Source organism: Streptomyces sp. NPDC051105, assembly GCF_040682795.1.
Lineage (GTDB): Bacteria > Actinomycetota > Actinomycetes > Streptomycetales > Streptomycetaceae > Streptomyces.
Map to the genome: position 1 here is coordinate 198,580 of NZ_JBFBBR010000010.1, position 18,441 is coordinate 217,020.

Annotated in this window: 13 protein-coding genes; 5 read left to right on the plus strand and 8 right to left on the minus strand. The window is 68.9% G+C overall.

From position 1 onward, the window contains the following. Positions 1-72: 72 nt before the first annotated feature. From AB0N16_RS25295 to AB0N16_RS25305, 3 genes are all read right to left on the minus strand, one after another. Entirely contained in the window at positions 73-3,891 is a 3,819-nt protein-coding gene (locus tag AB0N16_RS25295) for a CHAT domain-containing protein (RefSeq protein ID WP_365800322.1), read from the minus strand. A 73-nt stretch (positions 3,892-3,964) separates the two neighbouring features. Continuing rightward, the gene (locus AB0N16_RS25300) at positions 3,965-4,900 is read right to left on the minus strand and encodes a hypothetical protein (protein ID WP_365800324.1); all 936 of its coding nucleotides are present in this window, start codon (positions 4,898-4,900) and stop codon (positions 3,965-3,967) included. Next, the gene (locus tag AB0N16_RS25305; RefSeq protein ID WP_365800326.1) at positions 4,900-5,340 is read right to left on the minus strand and encodes a hypothetical protein; all 441 of its coding nucleotides are present in this window, start codon (positions 5,338-5,340) and stop codon (positions 4,900-4,902) included. The genes AB0N16_RS25300 and AB0N16_RS25305 overlap by 1 nt, the downstream gene beginning before the upstream one ends. A gap of 1,409 nt (positions 5,341-6,749) precedes the next feature. Here AB0N16_RS25305 and AB0N16_RS25310 point away from each other — a divergent pair. From AB0N16_RS25310 to AB0N16_RS25320, 3 genes are all read left to right on the plus strand, one after another. Then, the gene (locus AB0N16_RS25310; RefSeq protein WP_365800328.1) at positions 6,750-8,123 is read left to right on the plus strand and encodes a DUF4041 domain-containing protein; all 1,374 of its coding nucleotides are present in this window, start codon (positions 6,750-6,752) and stop codon (positions 8,121-8,123) included. Positions 8,124-8,396: 273 nt separating this feature from the next. After that, a complete protein-coding gene (locus AB0N16_RS25315) occupies positions 8,397-9,173 on the plus strand; it encodes a hypothetical protein (RefSeq protein ID WP_365800330.1) in 777 nt (258 codons plus the stop codon). A 280-nt stretch (positions 9,174-9,453) separates the two neighbouring features. Continuing rightward, entirely contained in the window at positions 9,454-9,660 is a 207-nt protein-coding gene (locus tag AB0N16_RS25320) for a hypothetical protein (protein ID WP_365800332.1), read from the plus strand. Between the two features lie 163 nt (positions 9,661-9,823). On the opposite strand, the gene AB0N16_RS25325 is transcribed toward AB0N16_RS25320, so the two are convergent. The 5 genes from AB0N16_RS25325 to AB0N16_RS25345 all read right to left on the minus strand — a co-directional run bounded on the left by AB0N16_RS25325 (position 9,824) and on the right by AB0N16_RS25345 (position 14,068). Then, a complete protein-coding gene (locus tag AB0N16_RS25325; RefSeq protein ID WP_365800334.1) occupies positions 9,824-11,296 on the minus strand; it encodes a sialidase family protein in 1,473 nt (490 codons plus the stop codon). 702 nt (positions 11,297-11,998) lie between these two features. Further along, positions 11,999-12,205, minus strand: coding sequence for a hypothetical protein (locus AB0N16_RS25330; RefSeq protein ID WP_365800336.1), 207 nt, complete (start codon positions 12,203-12,205; stop codon positions 11,999-12,001). A gap of 159 nt (positions 12,206-12,364) precedes the next feature. Next, the gene (locus tag AB0N16_RS25335) at positions 12,365-12,640 is read right to left on the minus strand and encodes a hypothetical protein (protein ID WP_365800338.1); all 276 of its coding nucleotides are present in this window, start codon (positions 12,638-12,640) and stop codon (positions 12,365-12,367) included. A gap of 365 nt (positions 12,641-13,005) precedes the next feature. Further along, positions 13,006-13,473 (minus strand): hypothetical protein, encoded by a 468-nt coding sequence (locus AB0N16_RS25340; RefSeq protein ID WP_365800340.1) that lies wholly within the window; start codon positions 13,471-13,473, stop codon positions 13,006-13,008. Between the two features lie 340 nt (positions 13,474-13,813). Next, on the minus strand, positions 13,814-14,068 hold the full coding sequence (locus AB0N16_RS25345; protein WP_365800342.1) for a hypothetical protein: 255 nt from the start codon (positions 14,066-14,068) through the stop codon (positions 13,814-13,816). A gap of 314 nt (positions 14,069-14,382) precedes the next feature. Here AB0N16_RS25345 and AB0N16_RS25350 point away from each other — a divergent pair, with 314 nt between their 5' ends. After that, a complete protein-coding gene (locus AB0N16_RS25350; RefSeq protein WP_365800343.1) occupies positions 14,383-15,222 on the plus strand; it encodes a class I SAM-dependent methyltransferase in 840 nt (279 codons plus the stop codon). Between the two features lie 282 nt (positions 15,223-15,504). Then, positions 15,505-18,441, plus strand: a 2,937-nt coding sequence (locus AB0N16_RS25355) for a BTAD domain-containing putative transcriptional regulator (RefSeq protein ID WP_365800345.1), incomplete at its 3' end; no start/stop codon positions are given.

Below are 18,441 nucleotides of genomic sequence, written 5' to 3' on the forward strand. Positions count from 1 at the left end.
CGCACTCGTGATCAGTCGAGGCCAAGGTGCGAGCGGCTGCCGCGGCTCAGCAGCCGCGGCAGCCGCTCGCTTTCAGATCCCGGCGTGCAGGTGGGCCGCCCAGAGGTAGGGGGACTTTGGATAACGATCACGGGCCTTACGCACGGTGTGGTGCAGAGCACGAGCCGCTGCATCCGTGTCGAGGCCACCATGCTGGTCGGTGTCCCCGCCGAGCTCAGCATAGAAATCAGCTGCCATATGCGAGGCCACCTCGTCGTTGATCTCCCAGAGGGTGCCGATGACGTGGGGAAAACCCGCGAGCTGAAAGGCCGATGTGAGATGGATGGCCTCGTCGATCAGCTCCACGGATTCCATGAACGCTGTTCGGCACGCTGACAGGTAGGCCAGTTGGGCCGAGTCCATCCTCAGTTCTGCAAGGCTCGCCACCGTCAGCGGATCACGTTCATGGTCGTGCAGAAGCAACAGGCTCTGGGACGGGTCGTCGGGGTCGTGGGCACCGTGGCACGCGAAATGAACGATCCCGCAATCGGAGAGGGTCTTCAGGACCCGAGCCTTGGTCGGTCGTGCCTCCGGCCCGGGGACAGTCATGCCGTCTTCAGCCTCTGCATCCGGCTCCATAAGGAGCGTCGGCTCAGGCAGCAAGCCGCACAGCAGTGCGGCTTCTTCCGAGACGTGGTCCAGGCGGCCTTGGACGCCCGGGGTTGTGGGCATGGCGACGATCAGTGATCGGCTCACAGTTGGCGCGAAGGTGAGATGACGGCGCGCGTGGTGCAGTGCGCGGATAGTGGTGGTGTACGAGGAGACGACACGGTCCATGACTGTCGGCGGTTCCCTGTCTCTCAAGCCCGCCCGGGGCGACTCGGAGTGACGGCCGGCAGCGTGCAGGGGTAGCAGTAAGAGGAGCCCGCCAGGTGCCCACCAGACGCGGGGCCACGGCTCTCCGGGAAAGGGCTCACCGGCGAAACCGAGGCTACGCAAGACCGGTTCGGCCGCCGCGTCCCACAGCCACTCCAAGACAGCGTGAAGCGTCGATTGCGCCTCTTTTCGAGTGAGGGGCGATGTGCGAGAATCCGCAACGGTTTCCAGGGCCCTGTGGAAGGTCTGTATCTGGTCGATGACGAGGTCGTACGTGAGGTCGGGCAGGTTCAGGGACTCGATTCCATCGGACGTCAACAGCAGTGCGTCGCTGCGGTAGTGGCTGACGTTGAAGCTCACCACTGGGCCGGAGGTGGCTTGTGCCAGGAGCTCACTGACGGCGGGGGGACGAGCGAAGCTGGCGAATCCGTCCTGCGTTCGGATGCTGTCCAGCGTGGCCTGAAGTTGGTCGGCGCGGCTGCGTCGTTGCTCCTCAGCATCGACCGCACGTACGGCGGCGCTGGCTTGCCCCTCGGCCTCCGTGGGGGAGGCCATTTCCATCGGCCGGTCGAGCTCGTCCCGAAGTACCTCGAAGCGATGGGCCAGGTCAGGATGGCACTCGCGAAGCTCTGCGAGATCACTCCGCATGTCCAGCGCCTGGCTGTGGAGGACGCCACGGCCCACCTCGATCAACTGCAGTGCCCGCGCTGCCCGATCAGCGGGTGTGCCTTCGTGAGAAGCAAGAGCCAGTGCCGCAGCGTCTCCGGCCAGCCCGGACCACTTGCCCATGGCGTGCTGCTGGTCACGACGGCTCAGCCGGCGGTCTGCCACTTCGGGCAGTAGGTGTATAGCACCGGCCAGGAGATCGGCTGCGAGATCAGGATCCGACCGTCCGGTCATTGAGGCCGCTGCCTGAGCGGCCCGAATCCGAATCGAGGGCCTGGACCCGTCGGCTCGCGCGCCTTCCATGTGGGCGGCCAGTGCGCGATCAAAGTCGTGTCGCGAGTAGGTCCGCTGATACCGGCGATGCAGGGCAGTCCCGAACTGGAACAGGTAATCGGCGCGCTCTGGATGTTCCGCGGGCGCGACGTCGAGCGCGGCCTGGCACGCAACCACCGCGTCATCCAGATCCGCTATAGACCCGGTCTTCTCGAACCTGACGGTCAGCACGCCTCCCAGCATGGACAAGTACCTCGGGCGCTCAGGGTGGTGGGACGGGACGGTGGCGGTCGCATCATGTCCCGCCGCGACTGCTCCATCCAGGTCCTCAAAGCCTCCAGTGCGCTGGAAACGGGCGTGCAGGGCGGCGCACAGATTCGCAAGGAAACGAGGGCGGTCAGGACTGGTTGCATCCACAATGCCGAGGACATCGCGGTTCCTTCGGATCACCTCGTCGAGGTCTTGAGGGTCGCCGTTCCGTTCGTAGCGTTGCAACAACACTGTGGCGAGATTGGACAGCATCGCCGCCAAGGCGGAGTGTTCACGGGGTGCCGTATCCACAGCTCCGTGCGCGAACTCGATCGCGGCGTCCAGGTCCGACAACGCCCCGGTGTTCTTGAACCGAGTCCACAGCATCAGACCGACGTTGGACAGACGGGTCGGCCGGTCGACGTGACCGTCCGCGGTGGCCTGAGCGGAAGCGCGACTGGCACTGATCGCCTCGTCCAGGTCTGTCATATCACCAGTGCATTCGAAACGCTGCCCGAGGGAGATGGCCAGGTTGTTGAGGACCGCGTTGAACTCGGTCTGGTGCGGGGAGATTTCCCGGGAGGCAGCGCGGTTCATCTCGATCGCCGTATCGAGGTCAGATCTGTCGCCGCCGAGACGGTATCGCGCCAGGAGAGCTTGACCCAGGCCGGAGAGACGAAGCCCACGAGCCCGGTGCCCCGGCGGGAGCATCTCCAGAGCTTCCCGGAAAGCAATGACAGATCGGTCTAAATATGCTGTTTCACCGGTGCGCTGGAATCGAGTCAGCGTGACGGTGCCGAGCCCAGACAGGAACATTGAGCGCGCAGGATGTTCCTCGGGAGCCGCTTCGACTGCGGCCTGGCAGCACTCGATCGCGTTGTCCAAATCCGCCAGTACGCCGGTGCTTTCATATCGGCCGTGCCAGGCGGTCCCCAGATTATGAAGAACTCCTGCCTTTTCGTGGTCCTCGCTACAAAGGTCTGACGCTTCCTGAAAGGCTTCGATCGCCGCGTCCAGGTCTGACAGGATGCCTCTCTCGGTGAACCTGGTCTTCAGCGCGGTACCCAGGTTGTTGAGCCCGCCAGCCCTGTCGGCAGGGGCGCCCGCGGAAGCTTGGACTGCCAATCGGCCGGTCGCGATCGCATCGTCCAGGTCCGCCGCCGCGCCTGTATGGGTGAAGCGCTGCATCAGCACACCTGACAGGTTGGACAGCATGACCGGCTGGTTCGGGTGCCCTGTTGCCGTGCTTTCCACTGCGCCCTGGGTAGCGTCGATCGCCGCGTCCAGATCCGCTGGTTCGCCACCGGCGTCGAAGTGGCTTTTCAGCATGACGGAAAGATTGGACAGCGTTTCCGCGTGCTCACTTGCTCCATGTGGAATAGCTCCTGCGATGCGCCGCAGGAGATCGGTCACTCTTGCGCGCAGCGCCGGGTCCGGCGAAGGGTTCATCCCTTGCTGGATCCTCCAGACGAAAGCGAGCGCGCGCTGGGCCACATCTGGAAGCAGTTCGTCCGGCAATTCCTCCTCACCGGCACCGAACAGGAAGCAGGGCGTGAACTTGGCGACGGCCTGCTCTCTGTCCCGCTGCCCAGCCTCTTCGGGAAGTGCCCGGTACCTGAAAGCGTGCAACCAGCCGAGGACGTGATGACCTTCCAGGTCGGACTCGTCGTTTCGGAGTATCGCGGCAAGTTGGCGTGCCTCAACCAATGCTTCCGGCTCCAGCACCACAGCGAGGTCTTGTTCGCGGGCCATCCGTTCCAGCCGTAAGCCCACTACAGCAATCCGCTTCTCCAGTTCGTCTTCCCTTGCGAAGTCCTGCTCACGACCCTGCATGAATCGCCCTGTCACTTCCCGTTCCTCGGTAGATCTGGTTGCTGCACCGTTCAGGCCCGACGAGGCGAACCTTTGCATTCGATGGAGCTCACAAAACTGGTTCCGACACGGGCGCCGGACTGTTCAGCCGTCGCATGACCTCGCCACCCAGCAAAGGTCCCATCGGTTGTTCCTCGATGCGTAGCTTGTCGGCCAGGTCCGTCAGGTGAAGGCGCACGGATGCCTCGAGCAGCGCGGCATAGGTGTCCGCAGCCGTACGGAGGCGACGTGACGAAATGATCAGGAGCGTGGCGCTGAGCGGCGCCGCGGGCCACCACCACCAGGCCAGAGGCAGATAGAGCAGGGCCCACCCAGCGAGAACGGCAGCCCGTGTCAGTGCGGCGCGGCCTCTTCCGATCTCACCGCGTATCTCTTCTGACAGCAGGATCCAGAGATGTGGCCAAACGATGAGGAGATTGACGTGCGCGTCTCGGTCCAGCCGGGCCGTCGCGGCATGGATTCGGTCACCGCTCCAGGTCGGCCGTTCAGGCCGTTCTACGGAGATGCGCTCGCACTTGCGCGCCGCACGATGACGCTCCCGGGTCTTGGGCCGGTCAGCCGGACGCGGAGCGCGTTCCCGAAGCATCAGGGCTTCGTACTCCGCCCGCGCCTCGTCCCACCGATGCTGCCTGCGTGCCACGCGGTACTCGGCCAGCTCGCCGAACGGCCACGGCCAGACACCCCAGCCGGCGGCCAGAGCGACACGTTCGACGACGGAGCCGAGGGACTGGGCGGCAAGTCCGGCGGCGGCCGCACCGGCCAGGACGCCAGCCAGCAGCACGACCTGGCCGCCCACCGTGGTCACCTGGGGAGAGCGGGCGGCATCCGAGATCGCGTGGACGAGTCGGCCAACGTCCAGCGCGGTACTGTGCCCGAGGGTGTGTCCGGCTGCGGCGACCGCCAAGTACAGCGCGCCTGGCAGTACGAGCAGGGTCAGCCACCGCTCGGCCAGCTTCTTGCCGAGTTCGCCGAGAAGTACTCCCACTACGGGAGCCTCTCCCGGATCAGCGCCGTCTCGGCGGGGGCAAACTGGCAGCGTGGCACGTCGTCGTCCACTTCATGACCGGATCGACCGATGCACAGCTGCAAGGGGCACCGGTACACGACGTCCAAATCAGCAACACCGGCCGGCATCGCGCTGCGGCCCGTTCCCCCATACACCCCCGACGGGTCGCCTGCGCGTCGAACCGCTGCGTGCAAGGCGTCCAGAAGGGCAGTGAGCGAGACGTCGTCCGCGGGCGGCCTGCCGACTGCGGCTTCGACAGCACGCAAGGGAGCGTCATCCTCGTCGAGCAGCGCGGCGAGTTCGTCCCGATGCCCACACACGTACGACAGTGCCTTGGCGATCCTCAGGCCGACTACTTCCACCTGGCTCGTCATGCAGAACTCAGCCCCCTGTTCCCTGTTGATCCACCAGGCAGCCATTCTTGCTCCAAATGTGAAGGTGCACGCCCGGGTTGGGCCAACTCCCTCTGGCAGAGCAGGGAGGCGTCGAGGTCCTTGAAAGGACGGTTCAGCCGATCTCCTCTGCGCGAGCGATGCGTAGGCGGCGGTGCACCACGCGCCACGCGGCCGCTGACACCGCACCGCGTCGTGCAAATTCGCCTGCGTAACGCGGCGTGCTGAAGCGACCATCACGCTGTCACCCCGCCGCTTGGGAGAAATCTGGGAGAAGATCTTCTCCCAGAACCCCCGCAAGACCACCCGAGACCAACTACCACCAACGCGCTGACCTGCGCAGATACCACCCACAGCAGGTGGCCAACATGATCGAACCTCATTCGGGACGAAGAGGTCGTGGGTTCAAATCCCGCCACCCCGACAGCCAAAACACCAGGTCAGGCCCGCTACTGAGAGATCAGTAGCGGGCCTGATTTGCGTTGCGGCCCTGTTTCGGGAGCCATTTGGGAGCCGACTTCGGGGAGCGGCTCCCCGGCGGCTCCCAGCGAGAGGTGTTGCGCCTTCGAGTGCGCCGTGCGCTCCGCAAGAGTCTGACGTGCGTCGATGAGACCGCGCCACGGATCTGGCTCCACCTTGGGCGGCGCCGGCTGAGTAGCTGGCGAAACGCACCGCCCAGCTCCTTCTGCCTCGCGCGGTAGGCCCAGCGCTCGCCAATCTCCATGTGCCCATTGAGTCAGGTCTGTTGGACCCCTCACTGGGCGTTTGCCACAACTACCGGCGCGACCTCCTCATCACCAGGTTGACGCCGACCTGCGAAGCATCGCGCGAGATTGCTTCGCCCCGGCAGCGGCCGCAAGGAGGCACCGCAGCACGTCCGGCCATCCGCGCTGTCCCCCGTAGCGTTTCTGACCGGACGACGCTCTCTCCACGTACGAAACTCAGTGGCTCGTCGACCAGTTCACCGGTCGGGGACTTCGTCGCGCCCACCTGGAACTCATGACCCTCCTCCGGAGAGGCCCTCACACATAGTCACAGAATGGTCACGAGGTGGAATATGCGGATGATCAAGTGGCTGATCACCAAGAAAAGGTCACTCTACGTTTGCCGGGAATGTCCGGCGCCCTGTGTGCTGGGGAGCCTCAGGGGCGAGGGGGTGGGGAATGACTACTTACCGTTTCAATCCGCCGCCGGGTTGGCCTGTGCCACCCGCGGGATGGATGCCGCCGCCGGACTGGCGGCCCGACCCCACGTGGCCCCCGATGCCGACGGGATGGCAGCTGTGGGTTCCTGAGGCCGACTCCACCACCGACGTCCTCCCTGTCGGCCCTGCCACGGGAGCCTCTGCGGTGCCGGACATGGCCACTGCTGGGAGCACGACCGCGGTGCCGGCTCCTCGGAAGGGAGGGCTGTTCGGGCGTCGGCGTTCGGATGCAATGTCCGAGGCCGAAGAGCTGCGGGCGTGGATCGCGAGGACACAGGGGCTGGACGCCGCGCGGGTCGCCGGTCTTGTGCGGCAGGTCGAGGCGGAGGCCGCTGCACTGCGTGAGCGGATGTCCGCCGAAGCCGTCGAGGAGGCCGAGGGGATCCTCAAGGACGCGCGTGAGACGGCGAAGGAGATTCTCGGCGACGCGCGCCGGACGGCGAAGGAGACCGAACGGGTCCGCAAGGAGGCCGACCGGCACCGCAAGGACGTCTTCGACGCCGAGCGGCGGCTTGCCGAACTGCAGGGCCGCATCGTCAACGCCGACGAGACCGCCATGCTGCAGGAGGCCGGGATCTATGCCTACCGGCACGCGCTGCACGACGCGATCGCCTACCGCAGCCGGCTCGACACGCTGCAGAACGAGATCAAGGCGCTCGCCCGTGCGGGCCGCGCCGTCCAGGCGGCCACGGACTGGACGGTCAACGGCTCCAAGCGCGAAGGCCAGAAGATGGTCCGCGACTTCTCCAAGCTCATGCTTCGGGCCTACAACGCCGAGGCCGACTACGCGGTGCGGTCCATGCGGCCGCACCGGCTGAGCTCCCTCGTCGACCGGCTCTACAAGAGCCGCGAAACGATCGCCCGGCTCGGTGCCACCATGCACATCCGGATCACAGACGAGTACCACAACGCGCGCGTACGGGAGTTGGAGCTCACCGCCGACTTCCTGCAGAAGAAGGAAGAGGAGAAGGAGGCCCAGCGTGAGGTACGCGCCCGGGAGCGTGAGGAGGCGGCGGTCCAGCGGGAACTCGACCGGCAGCGCGAGAAGCTGAACAAGGAACTCGGCCACTACCAGTCAGCACTCGACCGCCTGCGCGAGCGCGGTGACGAGGCGGGTGTGGCGGAGATGGAGGCCAAACTGGCCGAGATCGAGAACGCTCTGCAGGACGTCGAGTCCCGCGCGGCGAACATCCGCGCCGGCTACGTGTACGTCATCTCGAACATCGGCGCCTTCGGCGATCGCATGGTGAAGATCGGCATGACGCGTCGAATCGAACCTCTTGAGCGGGTCTACGAGTTGAGTGGTGCGGCGGTGCCCTTCCGTTTCGACGTACACGCGCTGATCTTCAGTAAGGACGCGGTGGGCCTGGAGACGGAACTCCACCGGCAGTTCGCGTCACAGCGGGTCAACCAGGTCAACAGTCGCAAGGAGTTCTTCTACGCCACCCCGTCGGAGGTGCGCGACGCACTGCAACGGTTCGCCGGACAGCACCTGATCGAGTTCACCGAGGAACCCCAGGCACTGGAATGGCGGGCCGGCAGGCGCATGGGCGAAGCCGGTGCGCCCGCCGCAGGCGCAGGAGGAGTTGCCACCCGGACAGCATGAGGTGCGTCGGCACGGCGCCCGTCGGACTGGAGGCCGCCCATAAGGTGTGACCCGACCCGCGCCTCTCAAGGGCCCACAGCTGGGCTGGCACCGGCCTGGGAATGGGAATGGGACATCCCTCGGGATCCTTCGTGAATCGAGGGGTCGGTATCCGGTACCCGAATGGTGGCCAGGCCAGTGCTTCGGCGGGGCAACCGCCGGGTCCGTGACGGCGTGGCAGCAGGCTCGAAAGACCCACTTCGATGCCTGCGAACGCTGACATGATGCGCGCTCATGGGAACGAGAGACGACAGTGACGAGGCGTACGTGGTCGGCCTGTGCAACCAGGTTCTCGGCGAGACCGCGCTGGCCCAGCACAAGTTCGACTGGCTGCAGGGAGACCCCGGGACGGGCGGCCGACGTGCCAAACTTCCGGTCGACGCCTACTGGCCCGGCCACCAACTCGTGGTCGAGTACCGGGAACTCCAGCACGACCAACCCACGCCTCACTTCGACAAGCCCGACAGGCTCACTGTCAGCGGCGTCCACCGGGGCGAGCAGCGGGTGCTGTACGACGCCCGGCGTGATACGGAGATTCCCGCGCACGGGCTGCGGCTGATCGTGATCCGGCCGGCCGATCTCGATGCGGACGGTCGCGGACGACTGCGCCGTAACCAGGAGACGGACCTGGCCGCGCTGCGGAGGATCCTGGCACGCCACAGCGACGAGGACCGGGTCACCGACGCCTTCCGTACCTGGCTTCTCGCCGAGGGCTGGACAACGGTCGACCCCACGGAGCGCTGGACCGATCTCGAAGCCGTGCGAGGCGATGAGCGGCTGATCTGCGAAGCCAAAGGCCGCACCAGCGAGAAGGGAATCGACGCCGACATCGCCTACGGGCAGTTGCTGCGGAGGATGACGAGCCAGGAACCCCACACGCGGTACGCGCTGGTGGTGCCGTCCTCGTCCGTCAAGGCCGTCCAGCGCGTTCCGGCACATGTTCGGGCGCTGTTGCGCATCGACGTGTACGAGGTGACGGACGACAACGCGGTACGCCGACCGCCGGCATAAAGGGTTCCCGCCCCAAACCGCTGCGCCCCAGTGCGGGGCGGTCAGCCGCAGGACAGCCAGTCCAGTGGCGGATTCGCGGAGCTGGCGCCGTCGGGCGCCCCGGGCTCAGGCCGTGAGGGACAAGAGAGGGTCAAGAGAGGCACAAGAGACGGGGTCCCATTCACCGAACCTGCACCGACCGCAATGTCACCCGAATGGCGCAACATGACGTGCCACCCACATGGGTGAAGATCAAGCTGACTAGTGCCCCAATCGAGGCAATCCGTGAAAGGGGAACTACATGCGTATTCGACGAATCCTCGCCGCCGTCATCGCCACGGCGGCCCTCGCCGGACTCGGCCTCACAGGCGCCGTTACCGCCACCGCACAGGGTGCTCCCTCCTACGTCACCCCCTCTCAGTGCAAGCAGGGCGGCGGAACGCCCGCGCTCAATGAGGAGGGCAACTACTGCAAGGGCGGTTCGCACAACGGGGAGCAGATCGACTGAACCCCACAAGGCGCCCCGCAGTCACGCGCCGCGGGGCGCTCCCGCGGGAGCGTAGCCCCGGGAGAGTCGCCCGGCGACCAGAGCCGAGGGGCCACCAGGGGCGGCCCGTGGCGGCCTGTCCGCAGCCGTCGGTGGTCGGGCCGGTCGACGGCGTCCGTGTCGGTCAGCCGGTGCGGAGACTGCTGGTGTACACGTCCGTACGGTTCTGGGGTGCGCCGGAGTGGGTCTCGGTGAGCACCGCCCGTACTCCCTTGCCGTCTGCCACCAGGCCTTGGTAGTCGCCGAGGAAGTAGCCCCCGGAGAACGGCGCCTGCAGCCAGTCGAACACCCGCGAGATCCGTCGTTCGGTCCGGAGCTTCGGGTTTCCGTGCTGCAGTGTGGCCAGTTGGTAGGCGGTGGGCAGGGTGGTGGTGTTGCCGGGCTTGAGGAAGCGCAGGTCGTAGTAGGTGAGCGCGACCGTGCCCCGCTCGTCGACCGCGATCGACGGTGAGAAGGCCGGAACGCCCTTGGGGCTGATCAGCTCCGGGGTCCCCCACGTGCGTCCGCCGTCGGTGGACCGCACCAGCTGGACGGAGTCGAACTTTCCACCGGAGAAGTCCGAGCCCTCGTAGGCCATGTACAGCGTGCCTGTCTCGGGGTCGACGGCCGGGCTCGGCAGGGTGGCCGCGGCGCGCAGCGGTTTGGTGGGGTCGTTCGGGTCGACCTCCGGTACGGAGGTGTCCCGGGCCACGGTGACCGGGGCGCTCCAGGTCTCACCGGCGTCGTTCGAGGTGACCACCTCGTAGCGGGCTTCGACGACGGTGCTCAGGTCGTCGGAGTAGGTGATCCGGTCGAAGAAGTCGTACAGGATGCCGGTGCACCGGTCGGCGACGATCAGATGACCGATGGTCTGGGTGTTGGGCACGGTGCTGGTGTCGACGAACGGCCGGGCCTCGCTCCAGGTGCGGCCGCCGTCGCGGGTGAGGGAGATGTAGCCGGGACCGTCGAGGGAGCTGGGGCCGGGTGGGTCGTTGTCGAGGCGGTTCCAGACCTGGTAGGCGGTGCCCTTGCGGATCGGGTCGGCGGTGAGTGAGGGCTTGTCGTTGAAGAACGGCTGTTCGTCGACGTGCGTGGTGGTGAGGTTCTGCCAAGTGCGGCCGCCGTCGCGGGACGTGACTGCCAGGAGGGCGGTGCGCGTGCTCTTCGTGAAGTCGACGCCCTCCCCGCTCGCGTAGACGGTGCCGTCCGGTCCGGTGCTCACCCAGGGGTCGGAGGCCCGTTCGTAGTCCGCGCCGCCGGGGGCGCACAGGCTGAACGGCAGCGTGTTTTGGTGGAAGGTGTGGCCGTCCGTGGTCCAGGCGGCCGCCAGGCCACGGGCGCCGCCGTCGTTCCAGCGGTCCTGCTGGAACACCGTGACCACGCGCTTGGGGTCGCGCGGATCGACGGACAGGTAGGGCTCGACCTCGGTGGCCGGGTAGACGATGCTGTCGGGGGACCTCGCTCCGATGGCGCACTTCGCGTACGGGTCGCCGTGGGACACCTTGACCAGTGGTGTGTCGTCGGGGTTCGGGTCTGCTGCGGCGGGAGTCGTGCCGGTGACCGTGACGAGCAGGAGCGCGGCGGTGGTGACGGCGGTCAGGAGAGGGAAGACGCGCATGCGGGATTTCCTCCGGGCCTGTCGGCCGGGGTACGGGACTGCCGTCATCGGGGCGGCCTGGGGCGCGGAGGCGTACCGGAGCGCGAGGGTGGGGCGACTCCGCTTGGTCCTTTTCGGCGGTGCAGCCGGTGCCCTTGATGGGCCGAACGACGTAGTCGTCCCCGTGCTCGTCCAGGAGCACGGCGGAGCCGACCGGCGGGTGCACCGTGCCGGTCGGCTCCTTGGTCGTGTGGGTCGTGCTGTTACGGCGCCGTCTCGTCGGTCCCCGGACATCCCGGGTCGAGGCCGGCGTAACTGCTCGTTCTTCCGCGCCTGTTCAGGGTCTGCCGAGTGTCAACAACGCTCGTGATCAGTACAGCTGGGAAATCCGAATCACTGCAGCTGGGAGAATCGGAACAGCCAGGACAGGCGAACGACCTCGTCGGTCACTGAGTGACGACATGGCCGAGGCCGTTCAGGACGGCGGCGGGCACGGTGTTCAGGACGGCGGCGGGCACGGTGTTCAGGACGGCGCGGACCGTCTCGAAGCGGTGACGGCCTTGGCTTCGAGACGGTCGGCGTCCACCGTCGCGAGTGCCGCGGTGTCGGGACGGGCACGCGGGTATCACCCGGCGGTGGACCGGGTGCCGTCACTCCATAGCCACCGCAGCCACCGCGCCGGGTGCACCGGGCGGACTGGTTGCCCAGCCGCGCGCCGAGCGGTCAGGTGATCGCCTGCGAGGTCCCGTCAGGCAGCGCGCAGGCGTCGCCGGCGTAGGGGCGTGAAACGATCTGTCCTCCGGCGGCCGTGCAGTCGTCTCTGGAGATGTTCGGAGACGAGGCGGCCCCGGCGCTGACAGCGCCGACGGCGCTCACGCCGGCAAGGGTCGCCGCGGCCAGGGCGAGGCCCAGGATTCGTCGCATGCGCATGACTCCCTCCTCCTCTCAGGCGCCTTCGTTCGGCCTTCGGGAAGGACAAGTCTCGAGGCGACGGCGCCCTCTTACTCAGCATGGGCGCTCCGCATGAGGCCCGCGAGGCGAGGCACTGCCTCCGACCGGTGCCGGCGGGTGGCGGCCGCGCGCGGTCCTCTAACGCGGTTCGTGGGCCGCCGCCCGGCAGGCACCGGTCGCGGCGCCACCCGCCACTCCGGCCCCGGTCAGCCCGGTCACACAACTCTGCAGGTCTCCGACCACGCCACGGCTGCAGGCCGCCGTGACGGAGTCGGAGGCGGTGGCACCGGCCAGTTCGGCCATCTTTGTGCAGGCGGGGATGTCCGCCCGGGCCGTGGGAGCGGCGAGGACCGCACCACCGAGGGTGAGGGTCAGGCCGGTGAGGGCACCGGCGATACGGGTCGACGTGCGCATGGGACGCACCTGCCTTCCGGGGTGGTCGCGCGGTCCTGGTCCCGTCGGGACGGATCCGCGCGGTAAGGCCGCCTGGCGACGCTCGGTGAGTGGTGCCCCGGCCGGCGGGCTCACAGACTGGCCGCACGATTCTGCGTCGCGTCGCATCCATTGAGCCGCACCGGGACATGGTCGCCAGGCCGAAAGAGAGGGCCCCGGACCGGATGAGACGCACTCGGACCTCCACTCGCGGGCCCCTCACTCCAGCGTCGCATCCTCTCCCCCGCCCGTCCTGGGCATCCGGGGAGGCCGCGCTGAGTAACTGCGGTTGCGCGAAGCGCGACAGCCGGACCGTCCGGCCGGCCACTGGGTGGAAGGGCTGCGGATCACGGCCCTCCCGGCCGGGGCTCCTCGCCGTCGTAGGCCGCCAGCGCGGCCTGGCGGCACTCCAGCAGGGTGCCGAGGATCTCGGGGGTCACGTGCTCCTGGGTCAGTGCCACCGTGGCCCTGGCCTCGACCGAGGCCCACGCGTGCCGGGCGCGCTTGTTGGCGCGGCGCCTGGTGTCGCTGCGCAGGAAGCCCGCTCCCGCCGCGAAACCGGCGGAGGTCAGAGCGGCGAGGGCGGCGGGGACGCGCGCGTCCGCGGAGGCCAGTCCTGCCGTACCCGCCGTGCCGGCGAGCAAGGCCGCGGGGAAACCGAGGGCGATGTCCATCTTGGTCCAGAACTCGGCCCGGCGATGGGCGAGTGTCCTCTGGCGCGTCGCCTCGTCTCTCAGCCGCTCGATCTCGGCGCGCAGGCGGTGCTCGGGCTCGTCCGGACTCAGGTGGGTGGTTCCGTCAGCGGGAGTGGCCATAAGGGCATTCCAACACGCCTGTGCCAGAAGGTACTTGGTGAGTCCGAACAGCCTTCGGGCGCGGCGGACGTGCGCTTCCCACGAATCGTGTTCCGCCTCGTGCGGTAGCCATCCTGCCGATGATCTTCACCGTCGCTCGGCTGCGAGGGGGGCCGTACGCCACAAGGACCTGTCCGTCTGGACTCGCGACCACCTGGCAGCCATGGCCGCCGAATTCAGAGGCCGATTACGCGAAAACGCTCGGCTGGGAAATCCCAGCCGAGCGTCTGCGCGGCCCCTGAATCCGCCGTCACGGCTCAGGGCCTTTGACATCTATTCGAGGTGTACACGGGCGAGGTGGCTACCAGCCGCCATTGCAGTCGGAACCGAAGTCGGTAACCTGCGCACCTGGGCTACCCTCACCGTTGATCAGGTTTCCACCCAGGCCGTTGAGGATTCCCACCTCGCCGAGGATGTCGATGTTCAGGTCGTGGGACTTGCACCCGCCGCCGCCCCCCATGTGCTGCGCAGCCTGGGCGTTGGCCGGGATGATACCCACGACGCTGACGCTGCTTATGATGGCGGCTGCAACGGCGACCTTGCGGAAACTGTTCATTTCTCCTCCTAGGGGTGAGTAGAGCGCACCATCAAAAGATCAATTCAGCGCTCATTTCGGAGGCTAGATCGACATCCGGCGCGGCGCTCATCGAGGAAGCCATCCGGGGGTTCTGAGGGCCAATCGGCTGAGGTGACTTCTTCCCGGCTCGCTGTGTGCGGCGGGCGGCAGGCAGCAGGCAGCAGGCAGCGGTGTCACCATCTGGCGCGGCCGAACCGGACGTGGCGCGGGTCGGTGGTCTGGCCGCCGTGGCCGGACAGGGGGCACGATGCGTTCCAGAGGTCGGGCACTCTCATCGTGGACAGGGAGATCGTGTGGACGGTATCCGCTACGACGTCGCGCCTTCCGTGCGTGCCGTCTACGGGCCCCAGGACCTCAGCTCCGCACCGGCGTTCGGAGGCGGGTTCATCAACTTCGGTCACTGGGACGGGATTCCGCTCGACCGGCCCTTGACCCTCGAGGACCGGGTGCGCAGCCAGCGAAATCTCTACCGTCGTGTGCTGGGCGCTCTCGACGGTGCGGACGCCCATGCCGTCGAGGTCGGCTGCGGGCTCGGGCTCGGCGCCGTACTCGCGTTGGACGAGTTCGGGTTCGCCTCCGTGACCGGACTGGACGTCCATCCCGAGCAGTTGGAACGAGCGCGGCGGACCAACGCCGAACGGCTCGGCCGGGCGCCACATCGGCTTCGGTTCGCTCATGGGGCGGCGGAGGAAATGCCGTTCGAGGACGGCCGGTTCGAGTGTCTGTACTCCGTCGAAGCCGCCCAGCACTTCCGTGACCTGGCCGCGTTCGGCCGTGAGGCCGCGCGTGTGCTGCGGCCCGGCGGCCGGCTCGCCGTCACCAGTTTCTTCCTGCCCGCCGGCGCCGAGGCCGCGGGCGGGGAACTGGCCGCACGGCTGGACAGCTTCGCGTCCGGGCTGGACGTGGCCCACCCGCTTGCCTCCCTGGTCGACGCCCTGGACGCCGTCGGCCTGACCGACGTACGAGCCGAGTCGATCGGTGATCATGTCTGGGCGGGCCTGGATCACTTCCTGTCCGGCATCGACTTGCCCGTGCAGTGGCCGCGGAACTTCCTGCCGGCCTATCGCGACGGGCTGCTGGACTACTACGTCGTCTCAGCACGGCGCCCGCCGAAGGGCGGCCGAGGGGGATGACGGCCGCCCGGGTGGCGCAGACGCAGGCGTAGACGCAGACGCCGTCGGCCGACGGCGAGGCCCGGGTGGCCAGGGCTGTCCGAGGTCTATCCGCGATGATCCGCGGCTGCCGCGCCTTCGAGAACCCCTCCGAGGACCCCTCCGAGCGCGCCGCAAAAACACCGCCAGGAACAACGCCAGGAACCCCTCCGAGAACGCCCTCGCCCCACGCTCACGGCGGCTGACCGCCGCGGCCCCCGTTCCTCCCACCCGTCCCGCCCACCCGCTGACTACTCTGCACGGGTGACCACCGAGCTGACCCTGCTGCCCCAAGTCGTCTGTCGTGGACGGGAGATCACCGCGCCCCGGCTGCGCGGGCTGCTGGCCCTGCTCGCGGAGGATCTGCGCGGTGGCTGCAGCACCGGTCGGCTGGTGGAGGGGCTGTGGGCGGAGGAGCTGCCCGAGCGGCCCGGCAAGGCGGTGCAGATTCTGGTGTCGCGGCTCAGGTCGCAGCTGGGTGCCGAGCTGATCGTGAGTACGCCGACGGGGTACCGGCTGGCGCTGGACGAGACGCAGGTCGACAGTTCCGCGCTGCTGCTGCACGAGGCGGCGGGTGCCGCGCGGGCGCGGGCCGGGGATCACGAAGGCGCCCTGGCGCAGACCGAGGCGGGGCTGGCGCTGTGGGACGGGAGCGTGGGCGCCGGGGCCGGCGAGGAGCTGCACGATCCGGTGGTGGCGCTGCGTGCCGCGCGGGTCCGGGCGCATCGCGCGCTGGTCCGGGCCCGTGCTCTCGCGCTCGCCCGGCTGGGACGGCGGGCGGAGGCCGCGGCGCCGCTGAGCGCGCTGGCCCGGGAGCTGCCGCGGGACGAGGAGGTGCTGGCGGAGCTGCTGCGGTGCGAGGCCGCGACCGCCGGGCGGGCCGCGGCGCTGACCCGGTACGACGCCTACCGCCGCCGGCTGCGGGACGAGCTGGGGACCGATCCGGGGCCCGAGCTCAAGTCCGTGTACCAGGAGCTGGTGCGGGCTGACGTGCCGAGGGTCCGGCACGGGGTGCCGCACGAGCCGAACCCCCTGGTGGGGCGGGACGCGGATGTCGCCGCCGTGGGCGGGTTGCTGCGCACGTCCCGGGTGGTGAGCGTGGTCGGCCCCGGCGGTCTTGGCAAGACCCGGCTCTCCCACGCGGTGAGCCGGGGCGCCGAGCAGCCCGTGGTGTACTTCGTCACCCTCGCCGGTGTCCTCGCCGACGACGACGTGGCCGGCGAGGTGGCCTCGGCCGTCGGCGCCGGGGAGGGCGGGCGGTTCAGCGGGAGCGGTGACCCGGTGAGCGGCATCGTCGCCGCGCTGGGCACGGGGCCCGCGCTGCTGGTGCTGGACAACTGCGAGCAGGTGATCCCCGGCGCGGCGGATCTCGTCCAGGCCCTGGTGTCGCGGTCGCGGGAGCTGCGGGTGCTAGCCACCAGCCGGGCCCCGCTCGGGTTGACCTCGGAGTCCGTGTACGCGCTGCCGGAGCTGTCGCTCGCGACCTCGGTCGAGCTCTTCGAGCAGCGGGCGCGGGCCGCCCGGCCCGGCGTGGAGCTGCCCGCCGACAAGGTGGCCGAGATCTGCCGGCACCTGGACGGGCTGCCGCTCGCCGTGGAGCTGGCCGCGGCCCGGGTCCGGGTGCTGTCCGTGGCCGACATCGCGCACCGGCTGCGGGACCGCTTCGCGCTGCTGCGCGGCGGCGCCCGCGACGCGCCCGAACGGCATCGCACGCTGCGGGCCGTGGTCGAGTGGAGCTGGAACCTCCTGGAGGCCGACGGCCGGGCCGCGCTGCGCGCGCTGTCGATGTTCCCCGGCGGCTTCACCGAGGACGCGGCCCAGCAGGTCCTCGGTGAGGACGCGGACGCGCTGACCCTGCTGGAGCAACTGGCGGGCCAGTCCCTGGTGAAGGTCGGCGACAGTCCTTCCGGGGTGCGTTTCCACATGCTGGAGACGCTCCGGGAGTTCAGCGCGGCCCGGCGCGCCGAGGCCGGTGAGGAGGAGGCGGTGACCGGCCGGTTCCTCGGCTGGGCCCGGGACTTCGGACGGGCGCACCACGACGCGTTGTTCCGCGACGACCCGGTGCCCGCGTGGTTCCGGATCCGGGCCGAGCAGGACAACCTGGTCCTGGCCCTGCGGTACGCGCTGGCCCGCACCGACGGTCCCAGCACCGCCGCGCTCACCGCCGTACTGGCCTCCCTGTGGGTGACCGACTCCAACTACGCCCGGCTGGTCGGCCTGTGCGCCGAGACCGGCGGCCCGCTGTCCCACTTCCGCCCCGGTCCCGACGACCCCGAGTACTCCCAGGACGTCGAGGTGGCCCGCAGCGCGGCGGCGATATGCACGGGGGCCCTCTTCGTGGGCCTCGGCCCGCACGCCGTACGGCACCTCGCCACCCTGCGCCGGCTGCCGCCCGCCCCGCCGGACACGATCGTGCGGGCGATGGCCGTCGTCCTGTCCGCCGTCCCGGAGATCCGCCGGCCGGAGTACGCGCGACTGCGGGAGCTCTGCGCGTCCGGCGCGCCGCTGCTGGCGGGGGCGGCGTGGGGCGTCGCCAGTTACGTGTGGGAAGCCGAGCACGACCCGGAGCGCGCGCTGGAGTGCGCCCGCCGGATGCCCGACACGCTCGGGTCCCTGCGCAATCCGGCCATGCAACTGCTCAGCCATGGGCGGATCAGCGAACTGTGCATCCAGTCCGGGCGGAGCGCGGAGGCGTACGACCATCTGCGGGCCGCGCTGCACACGCTGGACGAGTTCGACGGCTGGCCCGACTCGATCGGCGTCCGCTGGGGTCTGGTGTTCGCCTGTCTGCAACGCGGGGAGGTAGACGAGGCGGAGTACTGGCTGGACCTCGCGGCGATGGACCAGCAGCCGGAGTCCGTCCGCGTCTACGCTCCCGACCTGGCGGCGCGGGCGGAGATCGCGCTGGCCCGGGGGCTGACCGAGGTCGGGCTCGGGCTGTGGCGCCGGGCGGTGGAGCGGATCCGGGAGGACAGCGTGCTGCTCGCCGGTGATCCGTTCGTGGATCCCTGGGCGCTGCAGGTGCAGTCGGCCGCGGTGGCGGCGCACGCGCAGCACGGCCGGCTCGAACCGGTGGCCGCGCTGGCCGGGCAGCTGCGGGAGCGGCTCCTCGCAATGTTGTCCGGCTCTTCGGAGAACGGCTCTTCGGGGGACCGGACTTCGGCGGACCGGACTTCGGCGGACCGGTCTCCGACGGACCGG

What these genes read in the sequence shown, in the direction of transcription:
- AB0N16_RS25305 (WP_365800326.1), bottom strand. Translation starts at nt 5,340, where the DNA reads ATGGCTGCCTGGTGGATCAACAGGGAACAGGGGGCTGAGTTCTGCATG.
- AB0N16_RS25310 (WP_365800328.1), top strand. Translation starts at nt 6,750, where the DNA reads ATGTCCGAGGCCGAAGAGCTGCGGGCGTGGATCGCGAGGACACAGGGG.
- AB0N16_RS25315 (WP_365800330.1), top strand. Translation starts at nt 8,397, where the DNA reads ATGGGAACGAGAGACGACAGTGACGAGGCGTACGTGGTCGGCCTGTGC.
- AB0N16_RS25320 (WP_365800332.1), top strand. Translation starts at nt 9,454, where the DNA reads ATGCGTATTCGACGAATCCTCGCCGCCGTCATCGCCACGGCGGCCCTC.
- AB0N16_RS25325 (WP_365800334.1), bottom strand. Translation starts at nt 11,296, where the DNA reads ATGCGCGTCTTCCCTCTCCTGACCGCCGTCACCACCGCCGCGCTCCTG.
- AB0N16_RS25330 (WP_365800336.1), bottom strand. Translation starts at nt 12,205, where the DNA reads ATGCGCATGCGACGAATCCTGGGCCTCGCCCTGGCCGCGGCGACCCTT.
- AB0N16_RS25335 (WP_365800338.1), bottom strand. Translation starts at nt 12,640, where the DNA reads ATGCGCACGTCGACCCGTATCGCCGGTGCCCTCACCGGCCTGACCCTC.
- AB0N16_RS25340 (WP_365800340.1), bottom strand. Translation starts at nt 13,473, where the DNA reads ATGGCCACTCCCGCTGACGGAACCACCCACCTGAGTCCGGACGAGCCC.
- AB0N16_RS25345 (WP_365800342.1), bottom strand. Translation starts at nt 14,068, where the DNA reads ATGAACAGTTTCCGCAAGGTCGCCGTTGCAGCCGCCATCATAAGCAGC.